The sequence below is a fragment of the Bradyrhizobium sp. AZCC 2176 genome (assembly GCF_036924645.1).
Classification (GTDB): domain Bacteria; phylum Pseudomonadota; class Alphaproteobacteria; order Rhizobiales; family Xanthobacteraceae; genus Bradyrhizobium.
Genome location: NZ_JAZHRX010000001.1, coordinates 4,421,791 through 4,442,589 on the forward strand (window position 1 = coordinate 4,421,791; position 20,799 = coordinate 4,442,589).

The following is a 20,799-nucleotide window of genomic DNA, read 5'->3' on the forward strand; positions in this document are numbered from 1 at the left end:
CCATGAGACCATCGCCTTCTAACGGCAAAGACGCCACCCACAATGAACCCAAGCTTGTCCTCGTTCGAGTTTGGCCGGCCATTCTGAAACGCCTTGGAAAACAATGAGGCACTTCTTACCCAAACAATTTCGTAAAGCATTGAATTCATTGCTTTGTCTCAATTTCCTAGGGAGCGCCAAAATGCACGATATTCCGTGATATTTTGCGATCGGAGTTCCGATCGGGAGTGCCAGCCCGTCGATCGACTGATCTTGCAAGCGGTGGTGCGCAGGAGTCTTGCCCCTGCCTCGGAGACTGTTTGCCAGTTCGCAGGGTTTCTTAGGCGCCTGTCGACTGCAACGCGATTTGCCCATCTACCGGCGTCCGTTCGTCGCCGCACACGATCTGCTCATTCCCGCTCCATGATGTCGGCGATCGCCTTGATGCGGCTTCTGGCGTATTTCGGCAGGCCGGCGCTCAGTGAATCGCCGCTGTTGAAGGAGCTGTTGCCCATGAGCAATTGCGCGGGCACGAGGTTTCGCAGAATGGGCGTTTTGCTGTGTTCCCTTTGCTTGCTCAGCACGTCGTTCCTGACCGCAATCAGGATGTAGACCGTCGCGATGGCGGCTTCCCGCTCGGTCGGATGCTGTTGCAGAACCGCAAGCAGCTTGCCGAACTGGATGACCTGGTTCACCCAAAAGATGCTCTGCTCGAGCCCGCTGGTGACCGTGGAGTCGAGCCCTGTCAGGCTCGGCAGCTCGGCAAGGTGCGGCTGCGTGACCAACATGATCTCACTCTGGAACTCGATGAAATCCGGAATGGGCTTTTTGCTCTCCTCGCGCAGCTTGTTGGCAAGCTGAATGCCCGCCGGAATTTTCCCTTCGAACATGTAGCGGGACTGCACGCAGATCGCCTTCGCGTCCTCGCACCAGCGGCGATTCGGCGGACGGTTGTGCGCGGCGCCCGCGTCCGTGTTTGGAACAGCATCGCCCGCCGTAATCGGCCGGTGCTTGACTGCCGGATCGATCTGCTCGAGGAACGCGACATTCGCATACCGCGACAGATCCAATGCCGCTGCCGGTCTTGGAAGTCGAAACCGCGCCTCCGCCTGGTAGACCGAGAGCTTCAGCTGCATTTGTTGCTTGAGCGTGGGCTCAACGAAGCTCGGGAAGAGCGAGAGGAAGCGCCGCTGAACCGGACGTGAGCGGGCCCAATCGTCGAAAGGAATGAGCCCGGTCGAGGAATCGGCGAGCTTGTCGTTGCGTTGGTCGGCGAAGATGATCGTGCGCGGTTTGATCTGTGCGATCGGAACGCTGGCGGCTGCGGGCACGTCCTCCAGCTGGAATTCCTGCGCGGCCGCGCCCGTGCAAGTGGCCACGCAGGCGGCGATGAGGACAGCGGCACGGTGGAGTCTCATGGCGTCAATGCTCAATTCAGCCGCCGCCAGAAATAATCGGGATCGACTAGGAGCGGCGGTCGCGGGAGGCGATCTTCGTCATCGGGATATCCGCGCGAGGAGGGATAGTCGCGCGGACCAAGACGCCAGCTCGGGAATGGAAAGGGCGGCCGGTTATCGCCGTAAAGGCGGTTATCGTAGGACCGGAATGGCCCGTCGTCTTCGTCATTACCGCCACGATGGACGTAGCTTTCTGCACGCGAGACAATCCGAAATTGCGTATCATCGATTCTGCCCGACGGATCCCTCTTGAGGTACTCGGTGAAAGCGCGCCCGGAGCCGGCCGGTGCAGGATCGCCGGTATAGGGATCGATCGACAGAACAACGAGCTGACGCATGGCTTCGCGCGAAGGGCCGTTCAACGCCGTCTTGGGAGCGTGCAGCTCCCAGGCTGCCTGCACGATCGGCTCGAACATCGGCAGCGCCACTTTCCCTCCGGTCTGGCCGTGCCCAAGGGTGCGGCGCCCACCGTCGCCATTGTCGTAGCCGACCCAGATGGCGATTGTGACGTCATTTGTGAAGCCGACGAACCAGGCATCGGCCGAATTATCAGTGGTACCAGTCTTGCCGCCGACATAGGGCGAGAGATGCTTCACCACGCGCGCGGTTCCGCGCGCGAGCACGCCCTGCAGCATTGATTTCAGCTGGTAAAACGACGCGCGGTCCGCGAAGCCGATCCAGGACACCGCATGCGGATCGTGCTGGTAGATTGGGCGGCCGTCCTGTTCGATCGTTTCGATCGCATGGGGCTGGGGCCGTGCGCCTTCGTTGGCAATCGCTGCATAGAACGCCGCAAGGTCGATGAGCCGCACAGCTTGGGCGCCGAGCACGAACGGGTAGTACCGCATGCATTCTTTGTAGAGCTGCGCTTCCATCGCGAGCTCGCAGACCCGGTCGAGGCCTCGCTCGGCGCTGTCGTCGAGACCGGTCGCGAGCAGTTGCGCGGTGGCGAGATTCCGGGAGTTTTCCAGCGCACGCCGCAGTGTAATAGCGCCCGAAGCGCCGCCCTCGTAGTTCCTCGGAGACCAGAAGCCCCGCTGGCGCGCGTGGACCGTCGCCCCGATCGGTGCCAGCGTAATGGGTTCGTCCATCACCAGCGTGTTGGGCTGCAATCCCCTCCGAAGGGCAGCTAGGTAGGTCAGCGGCTTCAAGGTGGAGCCGGGTTGCCTCAGGCTCTGGACGACGCGGTTGAGCTGGCTTGCCGGATACGAAAAGCCGCCCGCCATCGCGAGAATGCGGCCGGTTTCGTTCTCGAGTACGAGCGCTGCTCCCTGCACGGTCGGTCGAATGCGCAGATCGGCACGCGCCGCTTGCTTACCATTGGCTTTGCGCGCCTGCACGTAGACCACGTCGTACGGCTTAAGACTGCGCCGGATCGCTGCGCTCCAGGTATTCAGCGGCAGGATGCTTCCGTCGGTCAGACCGACGTTGATCCCACGCGTATTCTCCAGGACGACCGCCGATTCCCAGTGAACGTCATAGAGAGGTAGCCGCGTCGTCTTCAACGCCACGAGCCAGGCCGGTTCCGTGGCCCTCCGGTCTGCCGCAATCAGACGGACAGCATCGGAAATATTCGCCTCGGATCCCTCAAATTTGTAACGACCGGTGGCGAGCTCGTACCGCGCGAGGCCCTCCTGCAATGTCGCTTCAACTATGCGCTGCAAGGCCGAGTTGACGGTCGAGCGCACCGTGTAGGAGGAACTGGTAAGAGTATCGAGGCCCGCGACCACCTTTGCCTCGCGGGCGATGTGATCGACGAAGTGAAAGCCGAAGTCCCGGCGCGTCGGCCGGTACTCGACGAACTGCGGCAATACCGCTTGCACCGCGGCGGAGTCGATCATGGCGTCGTCCTGCATGCGGCCCAGCACGTAGGCAAGGCGCTCGCGCGCACGCTCAGGGTGGTGGTCGGGATTGAAGTAGTTTGGTCCCTTGGCGAGCCCGGCGAGCAGTGCGCCCTCAACTGCGGAGAGCGCCTTGGCTGGTTTGCCGAAATAGCTGCGCGCCGCCATCTCGATGCCCCAGGCTCCGCGACCGAGATAAATCGAGTTGAGATAGAGCTCGAGGATTTCCGCCTTGGTCAGGGCGCGCTCCATCCGAGAGGCAACGATCATTTCGCGCAGTTTTCTTTCGTAAGTGATGTCGTTGCCCACCAGCAGGTTCTTGGCGACCTGCTGCGTAATGGTCGAGCCGCCCTGCGGACGGCTCGGCTGCGTGAAGTTGCCGATGAAGGCGCGGACCAGTCCGCGCTCGTCAATGCCAGTGTGTTGGAAGAAACGCTTGTCCTCGGCAGAGATGAATGCGTTGCGCGCCGCTTCTGGGACATCCGCAAGCTTGACCCAGATGCGGCGATTGTTCGGCGCGTAAATTTCGGCAAGGCGCTCGCTCTTGTTGTCGAGGACTACGCTGGTGCCAGGAAGCCTGAGGTGCTTAAGCTGCTCGGCGTCGGGCAGATCCTTGACCGCGCTGTTGTAGAAAGCGATGACCTGACCAAGATCGACCTGAGATCCTTCCACTTTTTCGACCTTGCAGAACTGCTTGTAGGCCACGTGGAGGTCGGCCAGATTCAGTCCTTTGAGCGCATTGATCTCGGTGCTCAACGCCTCCCTGTCATCCATGGCAGTGGCAATCAGATCGTCCAGGTTGATGTCCTCGATGTCGAAAGCCTTGCGCATGTGGGCGCAGCCGGCACTCAAAAGCTGCGCCACCTCGAAGCGATCGCGCACCGCATCGAACTCCGTCTTGACCCCATCCGGTCGGGTAGTGACCTGGCTGAAGGCAAGCGCCGTGGCGAAGATCTTGATGAGAATCGAGTCCATGACCTGCCGACGGTCGAAAGCCGCCTCCGTAAGGTCCTTTTGTAGAACAATAGTAAACAAGGCTGTTTTGAGGAAAAAGTTCCCGCTAGCTCGCTTTGGCCGCGGTGAGATGGGGAAGACAGTGGGGACCTCCGGCTCCGCCGATGCACGGCGATGGGCATGTCGGGATTAGACCTTCGAGCTACCAAAAACGCAGTTGTCCCAGGCGCTGGGTCCCTGGATTCAGGTGGGCTGCACACACCGCTCGTTCCCTCGATTCAGGAAATTCGACCGGTTGCGGCGCCGACGTAACTCGGTCAACGAGCTAAGGTGACAGTGTGATTGGCGGCAAGCCGGCGCAGATGATGAGGCTGGCCGATGCAGCGCCGGTGCGGTTTACAAGTGGATAGCCCAGCTGGGCCCCAGGTGTCAGCGATGTTGGTATTCTTGTTGGTATTTCGATTTCCAGAGGCCTGCGAAAAGCACTGGGAATAGGCGCCCTTATGCTCTTGCGACGCCGCTGGTCACCAATTGCCCCGTGAGCGTTCGGGGCGGAGGACCCTCGACAATATCCGGGCGGCCCAAGCCTTTGCGGCCGATTACGTCGCTAACGAAGAGATCATCTACGGCTGAGCGCAACCGTGCGATGGCGCGCCCCGCCGCTTCTCCGGCTCTTCAGCACCGCTCCGGGCCGCGGAACCAACGCTGCGGCCAGTGCGTTTTAGAAGCACAGCATTGGCAGCGCACTCATGAATGCCCTTTTTCCGGTCGTGCTTGCCGCGGCGCTCCTCAGTGCCGCCATCGCCACGATGCCTGCGGATGCTGCTCCTCGAAAAAAGAAGGCCGCGGTCTCCCCTGCAGCTAGCGTCGCTCAGCCACCCACGGACAGATTTTTGGCCTGCGACGTCCGGGTGCGAGACTATCTTCGCGAAGGCGGAGCCGCGATACGGGTCACCAAGATCGAAGTGGATGATGCCCGACTGCAGTTGAACATTCATCATGAGTACGGAGAGGCGGGAAAGTCGTCTCGAAAATACCTGCGCGGGGATAGTGAAGAAGAAATGCGCAAAAATCTGCGCGGAATATTGGATGAGTTTGCGGCGGCTGCGAAGGCCGCAGCGGCTGGTCGCGCTTGGTATGTGATCGCTGCTCGCAAGGTCATGCCGGACCTCCGCGACGGTTCGGGCGAGAATACGAGTCCGTGGACAGCCATTGTCCTCGCGGATTTCGAGGGAAAATGCAGACCCATCACGTTCTATCAGTCTGTCGATCGGAACAAGCTCAATCCTGAACTGAGCAAGAAATTGGATGAGTGAAGTTTTGCGCTTGAAGTGATTTAACGCGTGAAGACAGATCGCCACTGAGGTCGAGATCAGACACAGCCCCGCAGTGGAGATGCGGCTCGATCATCTAACCCTTGCCGCCAACCGGCGAGCCGGCCAGCCAGGATCAATCATCGACCTAGCTGACGACCGCTACCCTGCATTAGCCTTCAGTCCGGCGGCTTCGATGCCTGCGACGGCGCAGGCCTCGTCATTGTCCGATGTGTCGCCGCTGACACCGACGGCGCCGAGCAGGCCGCCGCCACCCTGGATCAGTACGCCGCCGGGCACCGGCACCAGACGTCCCTGCGCCAGCGCATTGACCGCGCTGACAAAATAGGCCTGTTCCTGGGCGCGCTGGAACAGCGCCCGCGATCCCATGCCCATCGCAAGCGCGCCATAGGCCTTGCCGTGCGCGATTTCGGCCCGCATCAGGCTGGTGCCATCCTGCGCCGCCGTGACCTTCACACAGCCGCGGGCATCCAGAATGGTGATGACCAGCGGCTTCAGTTTCTTCTCGACGCCCTTGGCAAGGGCGGCATCGAGGATCTTGCGGGCGACGTCGAGGGTGAGTTCGGCCATAAATGGGTTCCTTTGCGATTGAGTGGGATTAGTGGTTGGACCGCGCGCTGTCGAGACTCATCGCGAGCACCCGAGCGACGTGCAGTGCTGCACGGTTCGTGCCATCCTTGATCTGGTGCCGGCAGGAGGTGCCGTCGGCAACGATCAGCGTGGTAGCGTCGGCGCGGCGTACCGCCGGCAGCAGCGACAGCTCGGCCATTTCCATCGAGGCTTGATAGGTGTCGGCGCCATAGCCGAACGCACCGGCCATGCCACAGCAACTGGATTCGACGGTTTCGACACCGAGATCGGGAATGAGGCGCAGTATTTTTTCGACCGGCTTGAACGCGCCGAATGATTTTTGATGGCAGTGGCCGTGAACCAGCGCTTTTGCCTGGATAGTGCCGAGCGGCAGCTTGAGGCAGCCGGCCTCCGCTTCGCGAACCAGAAATTCCTCGAACAACAATGCATGCGCGCTGACGCTCTTGGCATCATTGTCCGAGCGGAGCGAGAGCAGTTCGTCGCGGAGCGTCAGCAGGCAACTCGGCTCCAATCCGACGATCGGCACGCCGCGCGCCGCGAACGGCGCGTAGGTCGCGACCAGTCTCTCCAGTTCGCTGCGCGCCTGTTCGACCAGACCGGCCGAGAGGAATGTCCGCCCGCAACACAGCGGACGGGCGCGGTCGACGGGTCGCGGAATGTGAACGCGATACCCACCCTCGACCAGCACCCGCAAGGCGGCATCGAGATTCTCGCGCTCATAGGCGCGGTTGAAGGTGTCGGCGAACAGCACGACCTCACGGCCATTGGCGGGGCCAAATACCTCGGCGTCGGCCTTGAACACATCGCGCCGGAACGCGGGCAGGGCGCGCTTCGCGCTGATGCCGGCAAGTTTCTCGAACAGCGCACGCAATAGCGGACTGTTGTTGCGCCAGTTGGCGAGCGGAGCGAAGCGGGAGGCCAGATCCGCATAGCGCGGCAGATAGGCGACCAGCCGGTCGCGCAGCGAAAGGCCGTGCTTCTCCGCGCGCGCTGCCAGCACCTCGATCTTCATCTTGGCCATGTCGACGCCGGTCGGGCATTCATGGCGGCAGGCCTTGCAGGATACGCAGAGTTTTAGCGTATCCATCATTTCATCTGAGGCCAGCGCGTCGGGGCCCAACTGGCCAGAAATGGCCAGCCGCAGCGTGTTGGCACGGCCTCGCGTCACATCCTTCTCATTGCGGGTCGCGCGATAGGACGGACACATCACGCCGCCCTCGAGTTTTCGGCAGGCGCCGTTGTTGTTGCACATCTCGACCGCGCCCTGAAAGCCGCCGCCGGCGCCGGGATAGGCCGACCAATCGAGCGCGGTCTTCAACTCGCCTATGCGATAGTCCGGCCGATAGCGGAACAACGAACGATCGTCCATTTTGGGCGGATCGACGATCTTGCCGGGATTGAGCAGATTGTCCGGATCGAAGCGCTGCTTGACCTCGCGGAAATCGGCAACAATGCGGGAGCCGAACATCGCTTCGTGAAACTCGGAACGAACCAGCCCGTCGCCATGCTCGCCGGAGTGTGAGCCCTTGTACTCGCGCACCATCTCGAAGGTCTCTTCAGCGATGGCCCGCATCGCCTTGACGTCCTTTTCGAGCTTCAAATTGAGGACGGGGCGCACATGCAGGCAGCCTTCGGAGGCGTGCGCATACATGGTGCCGCGCGTTCCGTGCCTGGCGAAGATGGCGTTGAGCCGTTCGGTATAGTCGGCGAGATGCGGCAGTGGCACCGCGCAATCCTCGACAAAGGAGACTGGCTTACCCTCCTGCTTCATCGACATCATCACGTTGAGGCCGGCGGCGCGGAAGTCGGCGATCCCGGTCTGCAATGCGGGCTCGGTGATCTCAACCACGCCGCCCCATTTGCGTTGCGGCTTGTCCCAGCCAAAGCCGAGATCGGCCATCAGCTCGCCGAGCTGCTTCAGCCGATGCAGGTTTTCGGCCTGATCTTCCTCGGCGAATTCCACGACCAGCACCGCGTCGGGATCGCCGCGCACGGCGGTCGCGATGATCGGCTGAAACATCGCGATGTCACGGCCGAGCGCGATCATGGTGCGGTCGACCAATTCCACTGCGATCGGCCGCAGCTTCACCAGATGCTGCGCCGCATCCATCGCTTCGTAAAAACTGCCGAAATGGCAGACGCCCAGCGCCTTGTTGCGGATCACAGGCCACAGCTTGAGTTCGACCTGCGTGGTGAAGGCCAGCGTGCCTTCGGAGCCGACCAGAAGATGGGCCATGTTGTTCGGCGCGTTGCGCGGCACCAGCGCATCGAGATTGTAGCCGCCGACGCGGCGCTGCACTTTTGGAAACCGCTCCGATATCTCGCCGGCCTCGCGTTCGCCGAGATCGAGCATGTCGCGGAATAGCGCAAGCCCGCTCTGCGGCGAATTCACCTGCGCCAGATCCCGCGGCACCTCGCCGAAATGCAGACGCGTGCCGTCGGCAAGTGCCGCATCCATCGACAGCGTATTGTCGCGCATGGTGCCGTAACGCAGCGAACGGCCGCCGCAGGAATTATTGCCGGCCATGCCGCCGATGGTGGCGCGCGAGGCGGTGGAGACGTCGACTGGAAACCACAGCCCGTGTTTTTTGAGCTGGCGGTTGAGGTCGTCAAGCACGATGCCGGGCTCGACCACGCAAGTGCGGTTCTCGACGTCGAGCGAAAGCATCCGATTCAGGTGCTTGGAGAAGTCGACAATGATTCCCTCGTTGACGGTCTGGCCGCATTGCGAGGTGCCGCCGCCGCGCGGAGTGACGATTAGGCCGTCGTCACGGCAAATGGCAAGCGCCTTAAGGGCCTCGTCCATGCTGCGGGGCGCCACGACGCCCGCCGGCATGATCTGGTAGAACGAGGCATCGGTGGCATAGCGGCCGCGGTTGAAGGCATCGAAGAACACGTCGCCAGTCATGTTTGACCGCAGGCGTCGCTCGAGCGTTGAGGCGTTTTTCATCCCAAATCCAAAGTGATCCAAGAGGGCTGTTGCAACCCCTCAACGGGATTATGCACTTTTTACAGGACGAATTACATTATGAATTCATAATCGGCAAGCTAGCTGCCCGCAGCCGTAGCCGTGCTGGCACTCCGCGCCACAGCCAGATGTTCAATGGCGGCGGTTCGCTTGTTGCGCAAGTGCTGGAACAGGATGTCGCTCAGTTCGCTTGCCGCGCGGCGGCGCAGCGCATCCAGGATCGCTTCGTGCTCGCGCATGGCCTCACCCCATCGCTGTCGCTTGCGCGCGAAATTGGCGGAATAGCGGACGCGGCGGATCCGGCCGGCAAAGCTGGCATAGGCCGCGCGCAGGGTCTCGTTGCGTGCGGCAGCAACGATGCTCTCGTGGATGCGCTGGTTGACCTGAAAATAGCCGTGCATGTCGCTGTTGAGGTAATGGCCGTACATTTCATAGTGCAGCCGCTCGATCGCGGCGATTTCCTCGTCCGTGATGGCCTCGCAGGCAAGGCGTCCGGCGAGGCTTTCCAGGCCGGCCATCACGTCGAAAAGCTCCTCCAGATCCCGCGCGCCAAGCTGGCGCACGCGGGCGCCGCGGTTGGGCAGGAGTTCGATCAAGCCCTCCGCAGCCAGGACCTTGAGCGCCTCGCGCAGCGGCGTCCTGGAGATTCCAAGCATCTCGCAGAGCTGCCGTTCCGGAACGCGTGCACCCTCTGGGATGTTGCCTTCGACGACGTAATCGCGAAGCCGCAGCAGGATTTCGCCGTGCAGCGAGGCCTCCTGGCGGTCGGACTGGGCGATCGGCACCCCGGCTTCGGGAATCGTGGATTTCATTTGCATAACAGTAGTTTGCGGAATCTGCGGCGTCGACGACCTAAATCGAATACCAAAATTAGATTGAAAAGACAAAAAATGAATGCAAAATGGCTCTCGGGGCACTTTTGGGAGGTTGTTCATGCGGCAAGGACGGCATTTTCTGCAGATTCCAGGGCCAAGCCCGGTCCCCGACCGGGTTCTTCGCGCCATGGACATGCCCGTGATCGATCACCGCAGCGCCCGGTTCGCCGAGCTCGGGCGGGCGGTGCTGGAGGGCAGCCAAAGGATTTTCCAAACCACCGGACCGGTGATGATCTTCCCGTCGTCCGGGACGGGCGCCTGGGAGGCGGCGATCGTCAATACGCTTTCGCCCGGCGACAACGTCCTGATGGCGGAGACCGGCCACTTTGCGACCCTGTGGCGCCAGATGGCGGGCCGCTTCGGGATCGAGGTCGATTTCATCGCCGGCGATTGGCGTCGCGGCGCCGACCCCGCCCAGATCGAGGCCAGGCTGGCGGAGGATGCCGCGCACGCGATCAAGGCGGTGATGATCGTCCATAACGAGACGTCGACCGGCGCCACAAGCCGTATCGCCGACATCCGCGCCGCGATCGACCGGACCGGACATCCCGCTTTGTTGATGGTCGACACCATCTCCTCGCTCGGGTCGGTCGACTACCGACATGACGAATGGAAGGTCGATGTCAGCGTCAGTTGCTCGCAAAAGGGCTTCATGCTGCCGCCCGGCCTGGGCTTCAACGCGATCTCGGAGAAGGCCCGCGCCGCCGCCAGAACCAACCGGATGCCGCGCTCGTACTTCGACTGGGAGGAAATGCTGAAGCCGAACGCGAAGGGCTTCTTCCCGTATACGCCGGCGACAAACCTGCTGTACGGGCTGCGCGAGGCGATCGCGATGCTGCTGGAAGAGGGACTAGACAATGTGTTCGCGCGTCACCAGCGGCTCGCCGCAGCGACGCGTGCCGCGGTCAATCATTGGGGGCTCGAGGTGCTGTGCCAGGAACCCCAGGAGTATTCGCCCGTGCTGACCGCCGTGCTGATGCCGCCGGGCCACGACGCCGATCAATTCCGTCAGGTCGTGCTCGACAACTACAACATGTCGCTCGGGGCGGGCCTGTCGAAGGTCGCGGGCAAGGTGTTTCGCATCGGCCATCTCGGCGAATGCAACGAGCTCACGCTGCTCGGAGCTCTGACCGGCGTGGAGATGGGCTTGTCGGTCGCGGGCGTTCCGCACCGTTCCGGAGGCGTCGATGCCGCGATGAAGTATCTGGAGCAGCGTCCGCAAGGCAATTCCCCGGCGCATCTCAAGGTCGTCGGCAGCTAGCCGGCAACTCGCGCCTGCCCGGGGGGCGCCGCTCCGGCCCTGCTCCTTATGCATTGACGTGCTGCGTCCGGCGGGCGACAAGCCCGCCAAATGGTGATATCGAGCGGCTCGAAACGCCAAGGCAATACCGGGAAGGACGCCCATGACCGTGCATACTGGAAGGCATTTTCTGCAGATTCCGGGACCGACCAACGTGCCGGACCGGGTGCTGCGTGCGATGGATATGCCGACCATGGACCACCGGGGTCCCGAGTTCGCCGAGGTCGGTCATGCCGTGCTGGCTGCCATGCAGCGGGTATTTCGTACCAAGCAGCCGGTGATCATCTACCCGTCGTCCGGGACCGGCGCATGGGAAGCGGCCCTCGTCAACACGCTGCAGCCCGGCGACAAGGTACTGATGGCGGAGACAGGGCAGTTCGCCGTGCTGTGGCGCGGCATCGCAGAAAAATTCAAGCTCGAGGTTGATTTCCTGCCCGGTGACTGGCGTCACGGCGCCGACCTCGAGCAGATCGAGGCGCGGCTGTCGGCCGACAAGGCGCACAAGATCAAGGCCGTGTGCGTGGTTCACAACGAGACCTCGACCGGCTGCGTCACCCATCCGCTGGACGTCCGCAAGATTCTTGACCGCGTAAACCATCCTGCGCTCTTGATGGTCGACACCATCTCTGGCCTCGGATCGCTGGAATATGAGCACGATGCCTGGGGCATCGATGTGTCGGTCGCAGGTTCTCAGAAGGGCCTGATGCTGCCGCCGGGCCTCGGCTTCAACGCCATCTCGGAAAAGGCGCTTGCGGTAGCGAAGGCGAACCCCGCGATGCGCTCCTATTGGGACTGGCAGGAAGTCATTGCCATCAACAAGGCGGGCACCTGGCCCTATACGCCGGCGACCAATCTGCTGTTCGGCTTGCGCGAAGCGGTCAAGATGCTCGAGGAAGAGGGGCTGGAGAATGTCTTCGCCCGGCACAAGCGTCACAGCGCCGCGACGCGCGCCGCCGCCAAGGTGTGGGGCCTGGAAACGCAATGCCAGGAGCAGGGCGCGCACTCACCCGCGCTGACCGGCGTGGTGATGCCGGAAGGCCATGACGCCGACAATTTCCGTAAAGTCGTGCTGGAAAATTTCGACATGTCGCTCGGCACCGGCCTGAACAAGATCAAGGGCAAGGTGTTCCGGATCGGTCACATCGGACACTTCAATGACCTGATGCTGATGGGCACGTTGTCGGGCGTCGAGATGGGCCTCGATCTCGCCAAGGTGCCGCACCGCGGCGGCGGCGTGCTGGCGGCCATGGAAGTGCTCAAGGGGCGCGACGTCGTATCGATGCCGAAGGCCGCCGTCGCCTGAGATCGCTTGACCGAAACAACAACAGAGAGAGCCGCGATGAACGCTCCGGTGGCTTCGACCGAAGACCTGATTTATTCCGTCGAGGACGGCATCGCCCGGCTGACGTTCAATCGTCCGCAGGCGCGCAATGCGCTGACCTTTGCCATGTACGAGCAAATGGCGGCGATCTGCGAAACCGTCAACAATGATCGCTCGATCAAGGCGATGATCCTGACCGGCGCCGGCGACAAGGCGTTTGCGTCGGGCACCGACATCTCGCAGTTCCGCGCCTTCAAGACTGCGCAGGATGCGCTGGACTATGAAGCGCGTATCGATCGCGTGCTCGGCGCACTGGAAGCATGTCGGGTGCCGACGATCGCGGCGATTGCCGGCGCCTGCACTGGTGGCGGCGCGGGGATCGCGGCGTGCTGCGATATCCGCATCGGCACCGAGGCGACGCGGATGGGTTTTCCGATCGCGCGCACGCTCGGCAATTGCCTGTCGATGTCGAACATCTCCAGGCTGGTTTCGCTGGTCGGCCCCGCACGGACCAAGGACCTGATCTTCAAGGCGCGGCTGGTCGAGGCGCCGGAAGCGCTGGCGCTCGGGCTGCTCAATGAAGTGGTCCCCGATGTCGCGACGCTGCAGCGTCGCGCCGACGAAACCGCGAAGCTCGTCGCCAGCCATGCGCCGATCACGCTCGAAGTCACCAAGGAGGCGGTGCGCCGCATCCGGCGGACGTTGACCCGCGACGAAGGCGAAGACCTGATCCTGCGCGCCTATATGAGCGAGGACTTCCGCGAGGGAATGGACGCTTTCCTCAACAAGCGCTCGCCGAACTGGAAGGGCAAGTAGCCGAACGGGGCAAGCGATCACGCTTGAAGCGACCACACCTGGCCCTTGCGCTATGGTTTGGCAGCCTTTTTTGCCAGTTCCATGCCCAGGTCGAGCGCCGCGATACCTATTCTGTCTGAAGGGGTTATGAGGCAACGTTGATCCATCCACGCAATGATCGCGTCAAAGTCGCCGCCACCCACCATGTCGCGCTCGCCGCTGATGTTCAGGCCGCTGATGAATCCAACCAGCCAGGATTCAAAGCTTCCTTTGACGACCGCATTCTTTTTGCGGTTGGTCCACGCCGTGCAGGTTTGAGAGCCCGCACCGATGATTGAGGAGCCGGCGTCCGCGGCGGTCGAAAGACAAGCCAGGACCAAACCAATCGCGAACGCCTTCATGTTTCCTCGTCAGCGCGTCATCGCCGGACCGCAGCACAATAGGATGGCTACGGCTTTTTGAGGCAAAGACCAATGGCAGGAGCGGTGGCGCACTTGGCGCCATCCGGTGCGCCGCCAGACGGACAGAACACCGACACCAGATTTTCGCTTGCATCGCAGTTGACCTCGCCGCTGGCCTGAACCGACCTGATGGAAGCACCAGCCGGTCCGGGATCGCCCTTTGCGCCGGGCGCACCCTGCGGTCCCTGCGGCCCTTGGGGACCCTGTTGCCCTTGAGCGCCGGCTACGCCTTGCACGCCCTGCGCCCCCTGCGGCCCGGCTGGTCCTTGAGGGCCGGCATCGCCCTTCGGTCCTGGATCCCGTCCACACCCCACAAGCGTCAGGGCCGTGCCCACGAGGACAGCCATCAAAATCCTTCTCATTCAGCTCCTCCTCCTGATTTTCCTTGTAGCGTGCATTAAATGAGCCCACTCACAGCCATGCAACGGAAAAGCGGCGAGATTGAATCGGCTGCGGGTAGCGATGGGCTTCCTGCGGGAAGGATTGGCGCCTCATGCAAAAGTCATAGGCGGCACATTTGCGGTGCAGCTTGAACTCCGGTCGGTTCGCTCGCAAGATGTGACGCCAGCCAAGTCTGATTTTACAAAGTCTTGCAAATACATAGGGATGAAACACGTGGGACAGATGCTGAAAGCCGCGGCCGCCTTGACGGCCATGATCGCAAGCAGCCCGGCGCTTGCCGCCTGGGAGCCGACCAAGCCGGTCGAAATCGTGGTTGCGGCCGGTGCGGGCGGGGCGTCCGACCAGATGGCGCGGATGATGCAGGCGGCGATTCAGAAGAACAACCTGATGAAGCAGCCGATGGTTGTATCGCTCAAGGGCGGGGCGTCGGGTGCCGAGGCGCTGATGTACATGAAGTCCAGCGATGGCGATCCCAACAAGGTGCTGATCGCCTATTCGCTGATCTACATGCTGCCGCTGTCGGCCAAGATCCCCTTCAACTGGCGTGACCTCACGCCGGTTTCGGTGGTCGCCCTCGACCAGTTCGTGCTGTGGGACAATGCCGAGGGACCGAAAACGGTGAAGGACTTCATCGCGGCGGCGAAGGTGGCCAATTCGCCGTTCAAGATGGGTGGCACCGGCTCCAAGCGCGAGGACCACGTGCTGACCGTGTTCATGGAGCAGAAGACCGGCGCGAAATTCTCCTATCTGCCGTACAAGTCCGGCGGCGAGGCGGCGACGCAACTGGTCGGCAAGCACACCGAGGCCAACGTCAATAACCCTTCCGAGAATCTGGAAGTCTGGCGCGCCGGTCAGGTCCGCGCGCTGTGCGTGTTCGACAAGGAGCGCATCTCCTACAAGACCAAGGTCACCGAGACCCAATCCTGGAACGACGTCCCGACCTGCAAGGAGGAGGGACTCGACGTGCAGTATCTGATGCTGCGCGCGATGTTCCTGCCCGGCAAGGTGACGCCGGAACAGCAGGCGTTCTACGTCGATCTGTTCCAGAAGGTGACGCAGACGGCGGAGTACAAGGATTATATGGAAAAGCAGGCGCTCAAGCCGATCTTCCTCACCGGCAAGGACATGCTGAAATTCCTCGAGGAGGACGACAAGCTCAACACCTCGCTGATGAACGAAGCGGGCTTCGTCGCGAAATAGGTCGATCGTTATTTGTCGGCAGGACCGTATCCTGCGATCCTGCCGAGAACGTTTTCGACCTCGGCCTTCGGCAGCAGCCGCGGCGTCCCGATCTGCAGGCAGCCGTGATATTGCCGGGCCAGCGTTTCGACTTCGACGGCAAGCCACATCGCTTTCGAGAGCGATGCGCCCACCGCAATCATGCCGTGGTGCTCCAGCAGGCAGGCCTGCCGGCCTTCCAGCGCGCGCACGGCGTGCTCCGAAAGCTCCTGCGTGCCGAAGGTCGCATAGGGCGCGACACGGATGGTGTCGCCGCCGGCACATGCGATCATGTAGTGGATCGGCGGGATTTCCAGGCCCATGATGGCGAGGATCGTCGAATAGGTCGGGTGGGCATGGACCACCGCATTGACTTCGGGCCGGGCTCTCAGGATATCGAGGTGAAATCGCCATTCGCTCGACGGCCGCTGGGCGGGATCGTGCGAGCCGTCCAGGCCCATGAATACGATCTGTTCGGGCTGCATCGCCTCGTAGGGCGTGCTGGTCGGCGTGATCAGCAGGCCCTTGCCGTGGCGCAGGCTGATATTTCCTGACGTCCCCTGATTGATGCCGAGCGCATTCATGCTGCGGCAGGCATCGATGATCGACTGGCGCTTTTCCCGGTCCTTCGTGGTCGGCATTTTGAGACCCCTTGCAACCGCGCGACAATGCTTGATTATTGCGCCGCAGTATAGTCGAACGTCTTTGGTGAAATCCTGACTGGGAGACGTCATGACGCGTGCCGTGCTTGGCATCATCGGCGGATCCGGCATCTACGACCTGCCGGGGCTGGAGGACGTCCGCGAGGAGACGATCGAGAGCCCATGGGGCGAGCCATCCGCAGCCCTGACGCGCGGCGTCCTCGCCGGGCTGCCGGTCGTGTTCCTGCCGCGGCACGGCAAGGGACATGTGCTCTCGCCCTCGGACATCAACTACCGCGCCAATATCGACGTGCTGAAGCGGGCGGGGGTTACCGATCTGGTTTCGCTCTCGGCCTGCGGGTCGTTCCGGGAGGAACTGCCGCCCGGCACCTTCGTGCTGGTCGATCAGTTCGTCGATCGCACGTACAAGCGCGAGAGTTCGTTTTTCGGCAGGGGCTGCGTTGCCCATGTCTCGATGGCCCATCCGGTGTCGCCGCGGCTGCACGTGCATCTCGTGGCGGCCGCCAAGGCCGAGGGCATCATGGCAGTGCAGGGCGGCACCTATCTGTGCATGGAAGGTCCGCAATTCTCGACGCTCGCGGAGAGCCTGACATATAAGGCGCAGGGCTATTCGGTGATCGGCATGACCAACATGCCCGAGGCCAAACTCGCCCGCGAGGCCGAGATCTGCTATGCCAGCGTGGCGATGGTCACCGATTTCGATTGCTGGCATCCTCAGCATGACGCGGTCACCGTGCAGGACATCATTCGCGTGCTGAACTCGAATGCCGGCAGGGCCAAGGCGCTCGTTGCGCGCCTCGCCAGGGATTTCCCGCGCGAGCATGAGCCGTGTCCTATCGGTTCGGACAAGGCGCTCGACACCGCCTTGATCACGGCGCCGGAAGCGCGCGATGTCAGGTTGCTCGCCAAGCTCGATGCGGTGGCGGGCAGGGTGTTGAACGCATGAAGGTCGACGGCCGACATTTTCGCAGCATCTGGCTCGAGGACGATGGCTGGACGGTCGGCGCGATCGACCAGCGCCGGCTGCCGCATGAATTCGTGGTGGCGCGCATCGCAACCGCCGAGGACGCGACCGAGGCCATCCGTTCCATGCTGGTGCGCGGCGCGCCACTGATCGGCGCCACCGCGGCTTACGGCATGGCACTCGCGATGCGGGCGGATGCTTCCGATGCGGCGCTCGGACGCGGCTATGCCATGCTGCTGGCAGCGCGGCCGACCGCGGTCAATTTGAAATGGGCGCTCGACGAGATGGCGCGTTTGCTTCGGCCGCTGCCGGCGTCCGAACGCGTCACGGCGGCCTACCGGCGCGCCGGCGAAATCGCCGAAGAGGACGTCGCGATCAACCAGGGGATCGGCCGGCATGGTCTGGCGCTGATCGAACAGATCGCGGCCGCGAAGCAGCCAGGCGAGCCGGTCAACATCCTGACCCATTGCAACGCCGGCTGGCTCGCGACGGTGGACTGGGGCACGGCGACGGCCCCGATCTACCTCGCGCATGATAGCGGCCTGAAGGTCCATGTCTGGGTCGACGAAACCCGGCCGCGCAATCAGGGCGCTTCGCTGACTGCATGGGAACTCGGCCATCACGGCGTGCCGCATACGGTGATCGCCGACAACACCGGCGGCCACCTGATGCAGCACCGCATGGTCGATCTCGCGATCGTCGGTACCGACCGGGTGACTGCCAGTGGCGACGTCTGCAACAAGATCGGCACATACCTGAAGGCGCTCGCCGCCCATGACAATGGCGTGCCGTTCTATGTTGCACTGCCGTCGCCCACCATCGATTTTAGTATCGACGACGGCATCCGGCAGATTCCGATCGAACAGCGCAGCACCGAGGAGGTGGCGACCATGACCGGCCGCACTGTAGATGGGCGCGTCGAGACCGTGCGTGTGGTTCCCGAGGGCACGCCTGTGGCCAATTACGCCTTCGACGTCACGCCGGCGCGGCTGGTGACGGGACTGATCACCGAACGCGGCCTGCTGCGTCCCGAACGTGCTGCACTTGCGAGCGCATTCCCGGAGCGCAGCGCGGGACATTGACGCCGGCGGCACCGGCACGTATCCCCGTTCAGGTCTGTCGTATCGGGGGTCACCGTCGCCATGTCCAACACCGACATCGAAATCGTCGTCGAGGATCCGACCGCGCCCGAGGCCAATTCGCCTGCGGTGACGAGCGTTCGCGCAACCGACGTCGTCGTCTGCCTCCTGTTGTTCGCGCTCGCGCTCACACTTGGTTACGACAACTGGCGCACGGGAGCCGGCTGGGAATCGACCGGCCCGCAGTCCGGATACTTTCCGTTCTATCTCTCGGTCATCCTCGGTGGCGCGAGCCTCTATGGCCTCGTCGCCGCATTCCTTTCGCGCAAGGAAGCTTCCGAGGCCTTCGTGACCCGGGCACAGCTTCGCCGCGTGATGGCAGTGTTCGTGCCGACGGTGCTGTTCTGCCTCGCCATGCAGTTCCTCGGGCTCTATGTCGCGAGCTTCTTTCTGATCGCCGGTTTCATGCGCATGGTCGGCAAGATCGCGCTGTGGAAGTCCTTGCTCACTGCCTTCGTCTTCACCGCCGTGATGTTCGTGACCTTCGACATCGCTTTCGACGTCATCATGCCGAAGGGCCCGCTCGAAGCGGCGCTCGGCCGCTAACGGGTCGGTGGGATTGATCTGATGGAAGCCTTGGGCCTCTTGATGCACGGTTTTGCCGTGCTGCTGACCTGGAAGACGCTTTTGCTGATGATGCTCGGGCTGGTCCTCGGCATTTTCGTCGGCGTGCTGCCGGGGCTCGGCGGCCCCAACGGCGTGGCGATCCTGCTGCCGCTGACCTTCACGATGGATCCGACCTCGGCGATCGTGATGCTGTCCTGCATCTATTGGGGCGCGCTGTTCGGCGGCGCCATTACCTCGATCCTGTTCAACATCCCCGGCGAGGCCTGGTCGGTCGCAACCACCTTCGACGGCTATCCGATGGCGCAGCAGGGCAGGGCGGCGGAGGCGCTGACCGCGGCCTTCACCTCGTCCTTCATCGGCTCGCTGGTCGCGGTGATGCTGATCACCTTCCTGGCGCCGATGATCTCCTCCTTCGCGCTGAAATTCGGGCCGCCGGAATTCTTCGCGGTGTATCTTTTGACCTTCTGCTCGTTTGTCGGGCTCGGCCGCGAGGCCAAGCACAAGACGGTGATTTCGATGTCGCTCGGCCTGTTGCTCGCCGGCATCGGCATGGACACCGTGTCCGGCCAGTTGCGCATGACCTTCGGTTCGGCGGAGCTGCTGCGCGGCGTCAATTTTCTGGTCGCGGTGATCGGCCTGTTCGGCATCAGCGAAATCCTGCTCACCATGGAGGAGCGGCTTGCGCTGCGCGGCCACGCCGCCGGAATCTCCCTGCGCGTCGTGCTCTCGGTCTGGAAGGACCTGCCGAAATACTGGGTGACGCTGTTTCGCTCCTCGTTCATCGGCTGCTGGCTCGGTATCACGCCGGGCGGTGCGATCGCGGCCTCCTTCATGGGCTACAACCTCGCCAAGCGCTTCTCCAAGGACCAGGACAGTTTTGGCAAGGGTCGCATCGAGGGCGTGTTTGCACCGGAAACCGCGGCGCATGCCTCCGGCACCGCAGCGCTGCTGCCGATGCTCGCGCTCGGCATTCCCGGCTCCGGCACTGCCGCGATCCTGCTCGGCGGGCTGATGGTGTGGGGCCTCAATCCGGGTCCGTTGCTGTTCGTTGAGCACAAGGATTTTGTCTGGGGCCTGATTGCGTCGATGTATCTCGGCAATGTCGTCGGTCTCGTGCTGGTGCTGACGACGGTGCCGATCTTTGCTTCGATCCTGCGGGTGCCGTTCGCGGCCGTCGCGCCGATGATCGTGGTGTCCTGCGCGATCGGCGCCTACGCGATCCAGAACGCGATGTTCGACATCTGGCTGATGCTGGGGTTTGGCGTGGTCGGCTACGTCTTCAAAAAAATCGGCATCCCGCTGGCGCCGTTCACGCTGGCGCTCGTGCTCGGCAACCGCGCCGAGGACGCGTTCCGTCTGTCGATGATCGGTGCCGGCGGCGACCTGAAGGTGTTCTGGTCCAACGGTCTCGTTGGTTCGATCACGACGCTTGCGATCGTGCTGTTGTTCTGGCCCGTCATCGACAAGGCGTTCGGCAGCGTCACCCGCATGTTGCGGCCGGCGAAGGCGTAGTTGCAGTTCGTCATTGCGAGCGCAGCGAAGCAATCCATCGCGCCGCAAGTGGAGAAGTGGATTGCTTCGCTGCGCTCGCAATGACGGCTGGACATACATTATCGCTCTCGCGGCACGATCTGCCCGAGGTTTGCATCTTCGTTTGGCCCTCTTCGAAATAGAGGGCGCAGGGAAGACCGGGTGCTTGCTGCACCCGCGGTCTCGCGTGCGATTTGCGCAAACAAAACTGCACACGAGCATACAGGGCAGCGGGAGCATTCCGGCCTTCCCTGCGCAATGGCTTTACGGCTTACTTCGTGCTCTCCCTGGTGAACGGCTCTTTTGCCACCATCGTTACGCAGAACTTCCGCGCAACTTAACGCCAGCACCGCGGCGTCCGAACCACACGACTTCGCCGTACGCCTCCGGCGCGTACGTCTAGCGCGCCATCAGCGTCCATCGCATCTCACCGCACGTTCG

At 62.7% G+C, this 20,799-nt stretch carries 16 protein-coding genes; 9 read left to right on the forward strand and 7 right to left on the reverse strand.

The window, feature by feature from the left end:
• Nucleotides 1–389 precede the first annotated feature (389 nt).
• Nucleotides 390–1,412 carry a hypothetical protein gene (locus V1288_RS20850; RefSeq protein ID WP_334358825.1) on the reverse strand — a complete coding sequence of 341 codons (1,023 nt, stop codon included), beginning with the start codon at nt 1,410–1,412 and terminating at the stop codon, nt 390–392.
• Nucleotides 1,409–4,252 carry a penicillin-binding protein 1A gene (locus V1288_RS20855; protein ID WP_334358826.1) on the reverse strand — a complete coding sequence of 948 codons (2,844 nt, stop codon included), beginning with the start codon at nt 4,250–4,252 and terminating at the stop codon, nt 1,409–1,411. Before V1288_RS20855 ends, V1288_RS20850 begins: the two co-directional genes overlap by 4 nt.
• Before the next feature lie 728 nt (nt 4,253–4,980).
• Between V1288_RS20855 and V1288_RS20860 the strand changes: the two genes are divergently transcribed.
• Nucleotides 4,981–5,547: a hypothetical protein gene (locus tag V1288_RS20860; RefSeq protein WP_334358827.1), complete on the forward strand. Its 567-nt coding sequence runs from the start codon at nt 4,981–4,983 to the stop codon at nt 5,545–5,547.
• 159 nt (nt 5,548–5,706) lie between these two features.
• Here V1288_RS20860 and V1288_RS20865 read toward each other — a convergent pair whose 3' ends face one another.
• From V1288_RS20865 to V1288_RS20875, 3 genes are all read right to left on the reverse strand, one after another.
• The gene (locus V1288_RS20865; protein ID WP_334358828.1) at nt 5,707–6,135 is read right to left on the reverse strand and encodes a GlcG/HbpS family heme-binding protein; all 429 of its coding nucleotides are present in this window, start codon (nt 6,133–6,135) and stop codon (nt 5,707–5,709) included.
• A gap of 28 nt (nt 6,136–6,163) precedes the next feature.
• A complete protein-coding gene (locus tag V1288_RS20870) occupies nt 6,164–9,106 on the reverse strand; it encodes an FAD-binding and (Fe-S)-binding domain-containing protein (protein WP_334358829.1) in 2,943 nt (980 codons plus the stop codon).
• Between the two features lie 98 nt (nt 9,107–9,204).
• Nucleotides 9,205–9,936, reverse strand: coding sequence for a GntR family transcriptional regulator (locus V1288_RS20875; protein ID WP_334358830.1), 732 nt, complete (start codon nt 9,934–9,936; stop codon nt 9,205–9,207).
• Between the two features lie 121 nt (nt 9,937–10,057).
• Between V1288_RS20875 and V1288_RS20880 the strand changes: the two genes are divergently transcribed.
• The 3 genes from V1288_RS20880 (at nt 10,058) to V1288_RS20890 (ending at nt 13,436) form a co-directional block, all read left to right on the forward strand.
• Nucleotides 10,058–11,260, forward strand: a complete 1,203-nt coding sequence (locus V1288_RS20880) for a pyridoxal-phosphate-dependent aminotransferase family protein (RefSeq protein WP_442893971.1) — start codon at nt 10,058–10,060, stop codon at nt 11,258–11,260.
• Nucleotides 11,261–11,402: 142 nt separating this feature from the next.
• Nucleotides 11,403–12,602, forward strand: a complete 1,200-nt coding sequence (locus V1288_RS20885; protein WP_334358831.1) for a pyridoxal-phosphate-dependent aminotransferase family protein — start codon at nt 11,403–11,405, stop codon at nt 12,600–12,602.
• Nucleotides 12,603–12,638: 36 nt separating this feature from the next.
• A complete protein-coding gene (locus V1288_RS20890; RefSeq protein ID WP_334358832.1) occupies nt 12,639–13,436 on the forward strand; it encodes an enoyl-CoA hydratase/isomerase family protein in 798 nt (265 codons plus the stop codon).
• A gap of 50 nt (nt 13,437–13,486) precedes the next feature.
• Here the strand turns inward: V1288_RS20890 and V1288_RS20895 are convergent, their stop codons facing one another.
• Nucleotides 13,487–13,816: a hypothetical protein gene (locus V1288_RS20895; protein ID WP_334358833.1), complete on the reverse strand. Its 330-nt coding sequence runs from the start codon at nt 13,814–13,816 to the stop codon at nt 13,487–13,489.
• Between the two features lie 684 nt (nt 13,817–14,500).
• On the opposite strand from V1288_RS20895, the gene V1288_RS20900 reads away from it, so the two are divergent.
• Nucleotides 14,501–15,478 carry a Bug family tripartite tricarboxylate transporter substrate binding protein gene (locus V1288_RS20900; protein ID WP_442894037.1) on the forward strand — a complete coding sequence of 326 codons (978 nt, stop codon included), beginning with the start codon at nt 14,501–14,503 and terminating at the stop codon, nt 15,476–15,478.
• An 8-nt stretch (nt 15,479–15,486) separates the two neighbouring features.
• Here the strand turns inward: V1288_RS20900 and V1288_RS20905 are convergent, their stop codons facing one another.
• Nucleotides 15,487–16,137 (reverse strand): class II aldolase/adducin family protein, encoded by a 651-nt coding sequence (locus V1288_RS20905; RefSeq protein WP_334358835.1) that lies wholly within the window; start codon nt 16,135–16,137, stop codon nt 15,487–15,489.
• Nucleotides 16,138–16,228: 91 nt separating this feature from the next.
• On the opposite strand from V1288_RS20905, the gene V1288_RS20910 reads away from it, so the two are divergent.
• Genes V1288_RS20910 through V1288_RS20925 form a run of 4 tightly spaced genes read left to right on the forward strand, consistent with a single transcriptional unit; the run spans nt 16,229 to nt 20,340 of the window.
• A complete protein-coding gene (locus V1288_RS20910; protein WP_334358836.1) occupies nt 16,229–17,104 on the forward strand; it encodes an S-methyl-5'-thioadenosine phosphorylase in 876 nt (291 codons plus the stop codon).
• On the forward strand, nt 17,101–18,204 hold the full coding sequence (gene mtnA, locus V1288_RS20915; RefSeq protein WP_334358837.1) for an S-methyl-5-thioribose-1-phosphate isomerase: 1,104 nt from the start codon (nt 17,101–17,103) through the stop codon (nt 18,202–18,204). Before V1288_RS20910 ends, mtnA begins: the two co-directional genes overlap by 4 nt.
• A 60-nt stretch (nt 18,205–18,264) precedes the next feature.
• Nucleotides 18,265–18,807: a tripartite tricarboxylate transporter TctB family protein gene (locus V1288_RS20920; protein ID WP_334358838.1), complete on the forward strand. Its 543-nt coding sequence runs from the start codon at nt 18,265–18,267 to the stop codon at nt 18,805–18,807.
• A gap of 21 nt (nt 18,808–18,828) precedes the next feature.
• A complete protein-coding gene (locus tag V1288_RS20925; protein ID WP_334358839.1) occupies nt 18,829–20,340 on the forward strand; it encodes a tripartite tricarboxylate transporter permease in 1,512 nt (503 codons plus the stop codon).
• Nucleotides 20,341–20,799 lie beyond the last annotated feature (459 nt).

Coding starts and splice junctions, on each gene's coding strand:
- V1288_RS20905 (WP_334358835.1), bottom strand. CDS start 16,137: ATGCCGACCACGAAGGACCGGGAAAAGCGCCAGTCGATCATCGATGCC.
- V1288_RS20910 (WP_334358836.1), top strand. CDS start 16,229: ATGACGCGTGCCGTGCTTGGCATCATCGGCGGATCCGGCATCTACGAC.
- V1288_RS20855 (WP_334358826.1), bottom strand. CDS start 4,252: ATGGACTCGATTCTCATCAAGATCTTCGCCACGGCGCTTGCCTTCAGC.
- V1288_RS20875 (WP_334358830.1), bottom strand. CDS start 9,936: ATGAAATCCACGATTCCCGAAGCCGGGGTGCCGATCGCCCAGTCCGAC.
- V1288_RS20880 (WP_442893971.1), top strand. CDS start 10,058: ATGCGGCAAGGACGGCATTTTCTGCAGATTCCAGGGCCAAGCCCGGTC.
- V1288_RS20865 (WP_334358828.1), bottom strand. CDS start 6,135: ATGGCCGAACTCACCCTCGACGTCGCCCGCAAGATCCTCGATGCCGCC.
- V1288_RS20885 (WP_334358831.1), top strand. CDS start 11,403: ATGACCGTGCATACTGGAAGGCATTTTCTGCAGATTCCGGGACCGACC.
- V1288_RS20860 (WP_334358827.1), top strand. CDS start 4,981: ATGAATGCCCTTTTTCCGGTCGTGCTTGCCGCGGCGCTCCTCAGTGCC.
- V1288_RS20925 (WP_334358839.1), top strand. CDS start 18,829: ATGGAAGCCTTGGGCCTCTTGATGCACGGTTTTGCCGTGCTGCTGACC.
- V1288_RS20895 (WP_334358833.1), bottom strand. CDS start 13,816: ATGAAGGCGTTCGCGATTGGTTTGGTCCTGGCTTGTCTTTCGACCGCC.
- V1288_RS20870 (WP_334358829.1), bottom strand. CDS start 9,106: ATGAAAAACGCCTCAACGCTCGAGCGACGCCTGCGGTCAAACATGACT.
- V1288_RS20890 (WP_334358832.1), top strand. CDS start 12,639: ATGAACGCTCCGGTGGCTTCGACCGAAGACCTGATTTATTCCGTCGAG.
- V1288_RS20900 (WP_442894037.1), top strand. CDS start 14,501: ATGCTGAAAGCCGCGGCCGCCTTGACGGCCATGATCGCAAGCAGCCCG.
- V1288_RS20920 (WP_334358838.1), top strand. CDS start 18,265: ATGTCCAACACCGACATCGAAATCGTCGTCGAGGATCCGACCGCGCCC.
- mtnA (WP_334358837.1), top strand. CDS start 17,101: ATGAAGGTCGACGGCCGACATTTTCGCAGCATCTGGCTCGAGGACGAT.